Origin of the sequence: Bacteroides stercorirosoris (genome assembly GCF_900142015.1) — a bacterium.
Lineage (GTDB): Bacteria > Bacteroidota > Bacteroidia > Bacteroidales > Bacteroidaceae > Bacteroides > Bacteroides stercorirosoris.
Genome location: NZ_FQZN01000027.1, coordinates 1 through 12,324, shown reverse-complemented (window position 1 = coordinate 12,324; position 12,324 = coordinate 1). Strand labels below are relative to the sequence as shown.

The window sequence follows — 12,324 nt, the reverse complement described above, 5'->3', positions numbered from 1 at the left end:
TAAAAAGATAATGAATGATAGTTTGTATTGCCGAAAAGCCCTCTGTGGCGCGTGACATAGCTGATGTATTGGGAGCGAAGGATAGGAGAGATGGATACATTGAAGGGAATGGATACCAGGTGACCTGGACATTCGGCCACCTCTGTACGCTTAAAGAGCCGCACGAATATACTCCGAACTGGAAATCGTGGAGTCTGGGAAGCCTTCCCATGATACCGCCCCGTTTCGGAATTAAGCTCATCAGCAATCCCACTTACGAAAAGCAATTCCATACGATAGAAGCCCTCATGCAGAAAGCCGACATGATCATCAACTGTGGTGATGCCGGACAGGAGGGAGAATTGATTCAGCGCTGGGTGATGCAGAAAGCCGGGGCACGCTGTCCGGTGAAACGCTTGTGGATTTCGTCATTGACGGAAGAAGCCATCCGTGAAGGTTTTGCCAAATTGAAAGATGCTTCCGACTTTCAACCTTTATATGAAGCCGGGTTGTCCCGTGCTATTGGTGACTGGCTGCTGGGGATGAACGCTACGCGCCTCTATACCATGAAGTACGGACAGAACAAGCAGGTACTTTCTATCGGCCGGGTACAGACGCCTACATTGGCACTCATCGTAAACCGCCAGTTGGAAATACAAAACTTCGTCCCTAAGCAATATTGGGAACTGAAGACGGTGTATCGGGATACTACCTTTGCCGCCATCATCAGGAAGAGTGAGGAAGAACTCATTCTGGAAGCAGAGAAGAACAAAGAAGCCATTGCTGCCGGAAAGAAACCTAAAAAAGAGGAAGAAAACCGGGGAATAGATCCTATCACCAGTCAGGAGCAAGGTATGGCTCTACTGGAACAAATCAGAAATTCTCCCTTTACGATTACGGATGTCACCAAGAAGGAAGGAAAGGAAGCTCCGCTTCGCCTCTTCGACTTGACTTCCTTGCAGGTGGAGTGTAATAAGAAGTTCGCTTACTCTGCCGATGAAACCTTGAAACTTATCCAATCATTATATGAAAAGAAAGTAGCCACCTATCCGCGTGTGGATACCACTTTCCTGAGTGATGACATTTATCCGAAATGTCCGGGCATTCTGAAAGGATTGCGTGACTATGAGACCTTTACAAAACCTTTAGAGGGAACTACTTTATTGAAATCGAAGAAGGTGTTCGATAACTCTAAAGTCACCGACCACCACGCCATCATCCCCACGGGACAACATCCGCAGAATCTGACAGATATGGAACGCCGTGTGTTCGACCTGATTGCACGCCGCTTCATTGCTGTGTTCTATCCGGATTGTAAGTTTGCCACTACCACTGTGCTGGGTGTAGTAGAGGAAATTGAATTCAAAACTACCGGTAAACAGATATTGGAACCGGGGTGGCGGGTTATTTTCGGAACTCCGGGAGCACAGTCGCAGGAAGAAAAGGAAATAGGTGAGGAGGAGAACGTGTTGCCTGTATTTGTGAAAGGTGAAAGCGGCCCCCATTTGCCCAATCTATATGAGAAGTGGACGCAACCGCCCCGTCCTTATACTGAGGCTACCCTGCTGCGTGCCATGGAAACGGCGGGTAAGTTGGTGGATAACGATGAGTTGCGCGATGCGCTGAAAGAGAATGGTATCGGTCGTCCGTCCACGCGTGCGGCAATTATCGAGACACTCTTCAAGCGAAATTATATCCGTAAGGAGAAGAAGAATTTGATTGCTACGCCTACGGGAGTAGAGCTTATCCAGATTATCCATGAGGAATTGTTGAAATCTGCCGAGCTGACCGGTATCTGGGAAAAGAAACTGCGTGAGATTGAAAAGAAAACGTACAATGCCGCCCAGTTCCTGGAGGAACTGAAACAGATGGTTTCGGAAGTTGTCATGAGTGTGCTTTCGGATAATACGAACCGGCATATTACGATTGAAAAGGCTGTTCAGGAGGCATCTGCCAATGATAAGAAACAGGACGGAAAAGCTGCTGCTAAAGAAAAGGATGCTTCGAAGCCCAAGCGGCAGAGTAAACCGCGCAAAAAGGTAACTGAAGCGAAAACGGATGCGCCTGAGGCAATGGGCAATGCGCCTGAAGCAAAATCAGAAACGCCTCTTGCAAATACTTCTCAAACACAGGTTGTTGAGGGACAGACTTGTCCTTTATGTGGCAAGGGAACTATTATTAAAGGTAAGACGGCTTACGGTTGTTCCGAATGGAGAAACGGATGTACATTCCGTAAGCCTTTTGAATCATAGTCCGCGTCACTTAAACAGCATTCCTCCGATGTTGTCCATGGAAGCTCCGGTCACGGATGCCAGACAATTGGGCTCGTCTGCCATGTAGAGTGTGCCGAGAAAAGCGAAAATGAGCGCTTCCTTATATTCTATGATAGACCGTTCGGGGATAACTATTTCGCAGGGACAAAGTGCATCTATTCGCTCTATCAGGAATTTATTGAAAGCGCCGCCACCGGTAATGAGCAGTTTGCTGTTGCCGGATGGTCGGGGATGAGCCGTAATGACACGCTCTATCTGATAGGCAGCGTGCTCATAGAAAGTGCGTAGCCTGTCTTCCAGGTTTAATCCGTATTTCTCCAGCATTGGATAAACTAATGTTTCCACCCATTCGCGTCCAAGAGACTTGGGCCCTGTCTGATGATAGAAGTCCATGCGGTTTAATTCATCCAAAAGCGGTTGGCAGACAGATCCCTGCCGTGCTATCTCTCCGTCCTTGTCAAATTCCAAACTGATCTGCCGACAGTAATGATTGATGACATAATTGACGGGACTGATATCAAACGCTATACGGCGGTTTTCCTGTTCAAAAGAGATGTTGGAGAAACCTCCGATATTGAGACAATAGTCGTAATCGGCAAAAAGCAGCCGGTCGCCGATAGGAACGAGCGGGGCGCCTTGTCCGCCCAGCATGATGTCCAGACGACGGAAATCGGATACGGTGGGAATACGGGTTTCGGCAGCAATAGCCGCCCCGTCACCTATCTGGAACATAATGCGCTTTTGAGGTTCGTGGAAAATAGTGTGCCCGTGCGAAGCGATAATATCGGGGTGCACATTGAACTCTTGCATAAAGTCATTCACCCGCTCTCCCAAAAACTTACCATACGCACTATGGAATGTGATGAATTCGAGTGCAGTCATTTGCTGGGCTCCTGTGCCAAGTTTCTGTTTTAAATCATCAGGATAGGCATAACCTTTGGCACAATCAATGTGGAAATTCCATTTCTTGGTTTCACGGCGAAAAGTGCAACAACATACGTCCAGGCCGTCAAGAGAGGTTCCGGACATTAAACCGATGGCTTGAATTTTGAGGTCTTTCATAGGATGAGGGGTTTTGATGTTTGGCAAATGTAGTGAGAAGAAGGGAATTATACAATAAAGTGCCGCCTTTTCAGTTTATATAGTCATGAGATTATATAGGCCGCTTTTATTTGTTTTTCTCAGTGCAATGTTGCTCCTCACTTCCTGTGGGGCTGGGAGGAGTTTGCGCCAGGCGGAACAAAGCTATGCCCGTGGAGAATTTTTTGATGCAGCTCGGCATTACAAACAGGCTTATACCCGTACTTCACCCAAAGACCGTCCGCAACGTGGAATCCTTGCTTATAAACAAGGTGATTGTTACCGGCGCATCAACTACACATTGAAAGCCAAAGCTGCCTATATGAATGCGGTTCGTTACCGCTATCCCGATACAATCTCTCATTTCTATCTGGCAGAGATGCTTCGGAAGAATGGTGAATATGCTGCCGCTATACCTTATTATGAGAATTACCTCGTTTATGCCCGGCAACTTTCTGATAAAAAAGAACGTAAAGACTCTTTGGCACATATAGGACTGACCTCCTGCCAATTGGCGCAGGAATGGAAAAAGAATCCTACCCGCCATATTGTGAAGCGTGTTCCTATCCTCGTATCCCGCCGTAGCGATTATTCTCCAATGTATGCAGGTGACGATGCCGATGTTCTGTATTTCACTTCTACCCGCAATGAGGCGAAGGGGACTGATCTGAATGGTATCACCGGAATGAAGAGCGCCGATATATTCCACTCCAAACGGAACGAAAAGAAACAATGGCAAAAGCCGGAACCACTTGCTTCCGAAGTGAACAGTGAATTTGAAGAGGGCGTCTGTTCTTTTTCGGCAGATGGCAAAACCATGTATTTTACTCGTTGCCGGACATTGCCCGATGCGCCTGCCTATGCCGAGATTTACGTCTCTCAACGTGCCGGTGCCGAATGGGGAGCTCCTCAGAAGTGTGCCATTATGAATGATACCCTTTCTTCCGTAGCCCATCCCGTTCTGTCTCCCGCAGGCGATTATCTCTATTTTGTGTCTGATATGCCCGGCGGACAAGGTGGACTGGACTTGTGGCGCATTAATGTAACTCGCGATGGCTTCGGCTATGTTGATAATTTAGGCCCCGACATAAATACTTCCGGTGATGAGATGTTTCCTACCTTTGCATCGGATGGCACGTTGTACTTCTCTTCTAACGGTCACCCCGGTATGGGTGGATTGGATATTTTCCGTGCTGTTTCCGACAGTCTGACAGAAGGTTGGCGAATTGAGAATATGCGGTCTCCTATAAATTCGCAGGGTGATGATTTCGGTATGACTTTCGAACCGGGTGCCCCTAATCGTGGTTTTTTCTCTTCTAACCGGGGAGATGCCCGTGGTTGGGATCATATTTTCTGTTTTGAATATCCTGAAATACACCATACTCTGAAAGGACTGGTATATGATAAGGAAGGAGATGTGTTGCCTGAAGCCCTCGTTACGTTGGTGGGTGATGATGGAACTTATCTGAAAATAAATGTGAAGAAAGACGGTACTTTTACGCAAGAGTTGAATCCGGGGCATCGTTATGCCCTGCTTGCCTCTTGTCGTGGTTATCTTAATGATAAAGAGGAGCTACTGACGGAAAACGTTGATGAAGACCGGTGTTATGAACTGGAATTTGCCTTGGCCTCCATCACCCGTCCGGTACTGATAGAGAATATCTTCTATGAGTTTGACCGTGCCGATCTGACTCCGGAATCCACGGTGGCTTTGGACGAACTGATACAATTATTAAATGATAATCCGAGTGTTGCCATTGAGTTGGCGGCACATTGCGATTATAAGGGAAATGATGATTACAATCTTCGCCTGTCACAGCGTCGTGCTGAATCTGTGGTGCGTTACCTGATCAAAGGTGGCATTGAACCGGAACGTCTGACGCCCAAGGGATATGGGGAACAACAGCCTAAGGCCGTTACTAAGTTTACTCTTAAATCTGCGCCTTTCCTGAAAGAAGGGGATGTTCTGACAGAAGAGTTCATAAAAAATCTCCCGCTGGAACAGCAGGAGATTTGCAATGCGATAAATCGTCGTACGGAATTTAAGGTTTTGCGAACGACGTATTCTAAATGAGGAATGGAAAATTCTTCATTTATCTGTAGTTTAGATGAAATTCTACTACCGCCTCAATTCCTTTCCGGAAGATATCCAACGGAATATTCTCATTGGGAGAATGAATGGCATTTGATTCCAGACCAAAGCCCATAAGCACTGTCTTGATGCCGAGAACTTGTTCAAATGTCGAAATAATAGGAATACTTCCTCCACGACGCACGGCAAGCGGTTTCTTCCCGAAAGCTTTCTCAAAACCTTTCTCGGCGGCTTGATAAGCCGGGAGGGTGATGGGGCATACATATCCTTGTCCACCGTGCATAGGCGTAACTTTCACCTTTACCGTATCCGGAGCGATACTCATTATATAATCGGCAAACATCCGGGAAATTTTGTGATGATCCTGATGAGGTACCAAACGGCAGGATACCTTAGCCGTAGCCTTGGATGGAAGTACCGTTTTGGAACCTTCGCCTGTATATCCGCCCCAAATGCCGCAAACATCGAATGACGGGCGGCAACTGTTACGTTCCAGCGTACTGTATCCTTTTTCTCCATACAATTCTTTTACGTCGATAGCAGCTTTGTATTTCTCCTCGTTAAAAGGGATATGTGCTATCATGTCACGTTCTGCCTGCGGCACTTCTTCTACGTCATCGTAGAAACCGGGTACCGTGATACGTCCGTCTGCATCTACCACTTTGGCAATCATGCCGCACAACACATTGATAGGATTGGCAACAGCACCGCCGAAGTGACCGGAATGCAAGTCACGGTTGGGGCCTGTAACTTCTATTTCCCAGTATGCCAGTCCGCGAAGTCCGGTTGTCAGTGAAGGCAGGTCGGCACCCAGCATACTGGTGTCTGATACCAGAATAACGTCTGCTTTTAGCAACTCCTTGTGTTCCTCACAGAACGCTTCCAGGCTGGGAGAACCGATTTCTTCTTCACCTTCGAAGATGAATTTGACGTTATTTTTCAGCATCCCATGTTTCACCAGGTATTCGAATGCTTTTACCTGAATGAATGCTTGCCCCTTATCATCATCCGCACCACGTGCCCAGATGTGCCCGTCGCGGATTTCCGGTTCAAAAGGTTCGCTTTTCCATAAATCCAGTGGTTCCGCCGGCATTACATCATAGTGGGCGTATATCAGTACTGTTTTTGCAGCCGGATCTACTATCTTTTCTCCGAAAACAATCGGGTTCCCTTTTGACGGCATTACCAATGCTTCGTCCGCACCAGCTTCAAGCAGCAATTGCGCCCAACGCTCTGCACAGGCTAACATGTCATCATGATGCTCAGGTTTTGCACTGATACTTGGAATACGGATGAGGCTGAACAAATCTTCCAGCATCTTTGATTCGTTCTCTGAGATGTATTTCTGTATTTCGTTCATATATATAATAAGGTATTATAATTGCGTCGTACGGTCAATAAGATAAAAGTCCAGTAACGTCATGGCTGCCATTGCTTCTACAATGGGTACTGCACGGGGCAATACGCATGGGTCATGGCGTCCGCGGGCTTTCAAAGTCGTGTCCACACCATCCAGATTGACTGTATGTTGCTCCATTAGCACGGTAGCTACCGGTTTGAAGGCAACCCGGAAAAAAATGTCCTGTCCGTTACTGATGCCGCCTTGAATACCGCCCGAATGGTTAGTCTTCGTTTCAATACGTCCGCAGTTATTGAAGAACACGTCGTTCTGTTCCGAACCTTTTTGCTTCAAACCTTTGAATCCGTCACCGTACTCAAATGCCTTGGCGGCATTGATACTAAGCATACCGGAAGCGAGGGCGGCTTGTAACTTACCGAATACCGGTTGTCCCAAACCAATCGGGCACCCCTTGATGACACAGGTCACCACACCACCGATGGTGTCACCTTCCCCCTTGATTTTGAAAATAAACTCTTCCATTTCCTTTGCCTTCACCGGGTCGGGACAACGTACTGGATTGGTTTCTATTAAATCGAGGTCATAAGCGGTATAGTTTTCTTCCAGGCGGATAGGGCCTACTTGTGAAGTATATGCCGTGATACGTACTCCCAATTGGCGGAGCGCTTGTTTGGCAAGTGCACCTGCCACTACGCGTGAGATGGTTTCGCGTGCCGATGAACGTCCGCCTCCCCGGTAGTCACGGATTCCATATTTCACCTTATAAGTATAGTCCGCATGTGAGGGGCGATATACCTCTTTCATATTATCATAATCATTGGAATGTTGGTTCTCGTTCCATACAATGAATCCGATAGGACATCCTGTTGATTTGCCTTCGAAGATACCGGAAAGGAATTCTACTTTATCCCCTTCTTTCCGTGCCGTAGTAATAAGGGATTGTCCGGGGCGGCGACGATTCAGTTCCGCTTGCACGAAATCCATATCAATGCGGATGCCTGCGGGAAATCCATCTATGACGCCTCCGATGCCTTTACCATGTGACTCCCCAAAGCTGGTAAGGCGGAGGATATTGCCGAATGAGTTGAACATAATCTTTTGCTTTAATGGTTTATGTATAAGGTTTATTCATGCCAAATCCTTTGAATAAAAGCTTTTGGATGCCTAAAGATAACAAATAGTTATGGATTTTTTCTCATGGGAGGGAAGAAATATTATTTTTTTATGGAATGAGATGTTTTTTAATATCGCTGTGAATTTACTCTATTGGTAAGTGATTTTCCATAAAAGGTGGTAATTAAAGGTTGGATGCTTAAAAAAAGAACAGCTCATTTTTAGAATAGACCTTGTCTAATATCATTAAAAGCTGTTATTTTGCACCCTTGAAATCTTATTTTATTAAAAAGGCATGACTACCCAGCGATGGGGAGCTATTATTTACTAAACAAGAAAGATATGAAGAAGAATTTATTTTATTTATTTGCATTGATCTGTTCAATGAGTTTGTTTACGGCTTGTAGTGACGATGATGATCCATCATGGAAAAAACTGCCTACTCAGGCAATTACAGCTGAAAATCTGTCTTTGACGACTAATATACCCAATAATCCGGATGCAAGTGTGAGGTTGATTATGTCTGATGCTCAGAGTGGTGTTATAGCTTTGAGTAAAGCAGTTAGAGGTATGGATGAAGTTGAAGTAAATGTGAATGTAACTGAGCAGTCGGATGGTTCTTTTAAATTTCAGGGAGAGAAGAACATTGAAACAACAACTAAAGCCATGACTGATTTGATAAGTTCTACTACTGTAAGAGTTGAAGGAACAATCACTTTGGATGGCAAGGCAGAAGTTGCGGTAACTACAGCTGCTACAGGAAACTTAGTAAAGAAGTGGAATATGTGTGATAATTTTGTTTTTGATAAAAAAAGTAAAATTGCACATGCTCCATTTATGCTAAACTGGGTATCTCCTTATGCTGATGCTGATGGACAGAATGCAGGTCTTGCTGCTGAAAATATTCAGCATATGGGGAGTATCATTGTATCTGGTATAATGGTGAAACTTCTGAAAGATGTTGAATTTAAGGCTGACGGTTCTATTGTTGCAAATTATGCAAAGGATGCTGAAATCAATCAAGATGAAATTATTTCCGGTATTTTTGGTGGTGGCGGATTGCCTTCTACAGAGGATATAACATGGCTTACTTCTCCTGCTAATTTAGCTTATTGGTATGCAGGCAATGATCATGTTCATGTATTACTGAATATTCCGGCAATTGTTGCAGAAGCCATGAAAGATGCGGAGAATCCCAGTATGACTCCTGAGGCTATTTTGGGAATCGTAGAAATGGTGAAGGGCATGACTGGTGCTCAGATAAAAGAACTTTTAGGTGGATTTTTGTCAAGTATGGGAAGTGATAACATTCTTAGCAAATTGGATATAACAAAAATCTCGGATAGTGATATTGAAAAGCTGATAGGATATGTGGTTAATGGTTTTCCGTTAGGGTATGATACGTCTGAGGTAGCTTTGAAGGATGGAAGTAAAGTTAGTACTTTCCATGTATATCTTGAGAAAGAAATTTTTGATATTTTTATGCCGGCTCTTTATCCTATGTTGCCTGATTTGGATGTAATGCTGAAAAATATGACTGTAGAAGTTTTTGGTTCACCAATGCCTGTTTGGGGATTGATTCAAATGCTGACAGCTTTAAACTCATTGACAGAATTTGAGGACGTTTGGAAAGCTACCACTCTGTTTAATGTTGGGCTTGATTTGGCAACAGGGTCTTTAAAAGACGTAGCAGAAGAAGAGGAAGAATAATTATTGTTGATGCTATATAAAAAAGAGGGATTTCCTTTCGGGGAAGCCCTCTTTTTTATATAGCATCAACTCCTTTTTGCCTTCTTTAATTTGATTTCAAGAACGTCCTGAAATAGTAAACAATGGAATCACTTTCAGTGTTTATTATTTCAGGCTTTTTGTTCTGAAAACAATGTTAAACATATTGTGTAGTTAACAGATAAAAAAGCTATATATAACTTCACATTTAATAGCTTAAGTTAAAAATGGAACATTAATAAGTAAAACAGACCTTTTGTCCTTACTTAAAAAGCTATTATTTTGCATCCTCAAAGGTGTTGCATTAAAAAAAGAACATAATCTCCTGTTTTGGGAGACTATTATTAACTAAACAACAAGATTATGAAGAAGAATTTATTTTATTTGTTTGCATTGATCTGTTCAGTGAGTTTGTTCACTTCATGTAGCGATGATGATGATCCTGTTTATCCGATTGAGGAAGAATTGGCAGGTACATACAAAGGAACTCTTGATATAGAATTGGATGGTAATCCTGTAGGTGTGGGATTGCCGAAGAATATTACGATTGCAAAATCGGGAAATAATATCATTAGTCTGGAACTGAAAGATTTTAGTTTCATGGGAAATAATCTGGGAACTATTAAATTAGAAAAATGTGCTTTGAAACAAAATGGAACTTCATATTCATTTACCGGTAATCAAGAATTGAATTTAGCAAATGGTATTGGTAAGTGTAATGTGGATGTAACCGGTACATTAAATAATGGTAAGGCTGAAGTCAATTTAGATATTGCTGTAGAACAGTTGGGTGAAACGGTGAAAGTAGTATATAAAGGTGATAAATTAACTGGCTCTGAAAGTTCGGAAGCCCAAATTACTAGTTTTGTATTTAAAGATGCTCCGATTATAACGGAACAGCCGATAATTGATGATGCTACAGGTAAGATAACTTTTAAAGTCTTAGATGATGCTACGGATGAAGAATTAGCTGCACTTGTACCTACTATTGAAATTTCTTTAAAAGCAACTATAAGTCCTGCAACAGGTGTAAAGCAAAATTTTGCTTCTGATGTTACTTATACAGTTATAGCAGAGGATGGAACAGTGAAAGAATATATTGTTTCATTAGCTGGCCGTCAAGTAGCGATGAAATTTCCGTTTGATGAATGGAAATCTGTTGGTGCTGGTAAATCTAAGCATGATGAACCGATTGAAGAAACGCTTGCTACCAGTGCAACCGCTGCTTCTCTTTTGTGGCTTTATGGTATAGAAGGTTTTCCTTTGTATAAAGAAACTGAAGATGTTGTTGCAGGTGAAGCTGCTGCTAAGTTGGTGACTATGGATACAAGTGCAAAAATGAATTCATTGGTGCCTGCCATTACATCGGGTTCTGTTTTCACAGGAAAATTTGTTCTTGATATGAAAGATCGTTTGAATAGTACGAAGTTTGGCGTTGCTTATGAGATGAAGCCAGCCTATTTTAGAGGATGGTATAAATATACTCCGGGCGATAAATTCATAGATGGTACTGGAGCTACTAAGCCGGAAGATGTAGTAGAACATCCGGAAATTACAGATGAGTGTGCTATCCAGGCTGTATTGTATGAGGCTGAGGACGCTGAGGGTAATGAGGTAACTTTAACAGGGAATAATATCAATAGCTCTGAATACCGCGTAGCTGTAGCTGTACTGGATGATGGTACTGCAAAAGCCGCTTATACCTACTTTGATATACCTTTTACTTATGTGAATGGAAAAACATATGAGTCGGGTAAAACATATAAGTTGGCAATCGTTTGTGCATCAAGTAAAGACGGTGATGCGTTCAAAGGTGCTGGTGGCAGTACGTTATGGATTGATGAGTTGGAAATAATAGGTGAATAATAATTCGGTACTATAAAATAGAAAAAATGCTGGAAGTCAATCACACATCTGATTTCCAGCGTTTTTATTTATAATCTTTAGAACTCATATATTTGTATTAAAAGAATGTTCCAAATTACATAATTCTGTTTGAATTTTCAGAAGAGTAAACCGTGTATTTTACTTTTTACTATATTTGTGAAATTGTTGATTGGAATAATCTGTTGAATAATAGTTGGTTACGGTCAAATTTCTTTTAATGTTCAATGATTATCCTTACAATAATAATAGTGATTTAATAACTTAAAAAGGCTTGACAATGAAGAAAAGTATTTTTTATTTGTTTGCTGTAATATGTACAATGTGTCTGTTTACAGCGTGTAGTGATGACGATGATAATGATGGGCCGTTGACTGTTGATAACGTTGTAGGTACTTATAAAGGGACGTTGACGGTTCTGGGAGCTCCTACACCGGATACTTCTATATCTTTGATAAAAGTTAGTGATAGCAAGGTGACGATTGAGTTGAAAGACTTTAGCTTCCTGGGGCAATCCCTCGGAGATATTGTAGTGGAAGGATGCGATGCGAAGCAGAATGGCAATAAAATAGATATTGATGGTAGTGGGAATGTTTCAATTGTATTGGGCACTTTTCCGGTTGTAGTTGATGGAAGTTCGGATGGTAAGACACTGAACGTTACTATTAACATTGCGGGTACACCTGCTGGAGATCTTGCGGTAAGTTATGTAGGAAATAAATAGGGATATTCCTAAAATAATAAAATTTAAGGCAACTAATTCATTGCGAGTTAGTTGCCTTTTTTGTATCTTTAAGCATTCCCCCCAAAAAACG

Annotated in this window: 8 protein-coding genes; 5 read left to right on the top strand and 3 right to left on the bottom strand. The window is 43.0% G+C overall.

The features are described 5' to 3' along the window. Positions 1-14 precede the first annotated feature (14 nt). Positions 15-2,231: a DNA topoisomerase 3 gene (locus BUC01_RS18380; protein WP_025831777.1), complete on the top strand. Its 2,217-nt coding sequence runs from the start codon at positions 15-17 to the stop codon at positions 2,229-2,231. 6 nt (positions 2,232-2,237) lie between these two features. Here the strand turns inward: BUC01_RS18380 and BUC01_RS18375 are convergent, their stop codons facing one another. Continuing rightward, complete coding sequence (locus tag BUC01_RS18375; RefSeq protein WP_073314461.1) at positions 2,238-3,314, bottom strand: anhydro-N-acetylmuramic acid kinase; 1,077 nt, start codon at positions 3,312-3,314, stop codon at positions 2,238-2,240. An 85-nt stretch (positions 3,315-3,399) separates the two neighbouring features. Between BUC01_RS18375 and porE the strand changes: the two genes are divergently transcribed. Next, complete coding sequence (gene porE / locus BUC01_RS18370; RefSeq protein WP_073314459.1) at positions 3,400-5,406, top strand: PorE family type IX secretion system protein; 2,007 nt, start codon at positions 3,400-3,402, stop codon at positions 5,404-5,406. A 19-nt stretch (positions 5,407-5,425) separates the two neighbouring features. Here the strand turns inward: porE and BUC01_RS18365 are convergent, their stop codons facing one another. Together BUC01_RS18365 and aroC are read right to left on the bottom strand one after the other, a co-directional pair. Next, a complete protein-coding gene (locus tag BUC01_RS18365) occupies positions 5,426-6,784 on the bottom strand; it encodes a dipeptidase (protein WP_025831778.1) in 1,359 nt (452 codons plus the stop codon). Between the two features lie 15 nt (positions 6,785-6,799). Further along, a complete protein-coding gene (aroC, locus tag BUC01_RS18360) occupies positions 6,800-7,876 on the bottom strand; it encodes a chorismate synthase (protein ID WP_025831780.1) in 1,077 nt (358 codons plus the stop codon). Positions 7,877-8,239: 363 nt separating this feature from the next. Between aroC and BUC01_RS18355 the strand changes: the two genes are divergently transcribed. The 3 genes from BUC01_RS18355 to BUC01_RS18345 all read left to right on the top strand — a co-directional run bounded on the left by BUC01_RS18355 (position 8,240) and on the right by BUC01_RS18345 (position 12,233). Next, positions 8,240-9,607, top strand: a complete 1,368-nt coding sequence (locus BUC01_RS18355; protein ID WP_175560900.1) for a DUF4925 domain-containing protein — start codon at positions 8,240-8,242, stop codon at positions 9,605-9,607. 381 nt (positions 9,608-9,988) lie between these two features. Further along, complete coding sequence (locus tag BUC01_RS18350; RefSeq protein ID WP_073314455.1) at positions 9,989-11,491, top strand: PCMD domain-containing protein; 1,503 nt, start codon at positions 9,989-9,991, stop codon at positions 11,489-11,491. A 298-nt stretch (positions 11,492-11,789) separates the two neighbouring features. Then, positions 11,790-12,233: a calycin-like domain-containing protein gene (locus tag BUC01_RS18345; RefSeq protein WP_073314453.1), complete on the top strand. Its 444-nt coding sequence runs from the start codon at positions 11,790-11,792 to the stop codon at positions 12,231-12,233. Positions 12,234-12,324: the final 91 nt, after the last annotated feature.

Coding starts and splice junctions, on each gene's coding strand:
- BUC01_RS18380 (WP_025831777.1), top strand. CDS start 15: ATGATAGTTTGTATTGCCGAAAAGCCCTCTGTGGCGCGTGACATAGCT.
- BUC01_RS18375 (WP_073314461.1), bottom strand. CDS start 3,314: ATGAAAGACCTCAAAATTCAAGCCATCGGTTTAATGTCCGGAACCTCT.
- porE (WP_073314459.1), top strand. CDS start 3,400: ATGAGATTATATAGGCCGCTTTTATTTGTTTTTCTCAGTGCAATGTTG.
- BUC01_RS18365 (WP_025831778.1), bottom strand. CDS start 6,784: ATGAACGAAATACAGAAATACATCTCAGAGAACGAATCAAAGATGCTG.
- aroC (WP_025831780.1), bottom strand. CDS start 7,876: ATGTTCAACTCATTCGGCAATATCCTCCGCCTTACCAGCTTTGGGGAG.
- BUC01_RS18355 (WP_175560900.1), top strand. CDS start 8,240: ATGAAGAAGAATTTATTTTATTTATTTGCATTGATCTGTTCAATGAGT.
- BUC01_RS18350 (WP_073314455.1), top strand. CDS start 9,989: ATGAAGAAGAATTTATTTTATTTGTTTGCATTGATCTGTTCAGTGAGT.
- BUC01_RS18345 (WP_073314453.1), top strand. CDS start 11,790: ATGAAGAAAAGTATTTTTTATTTGTTTGCTGTAATATGTACAATGTGT.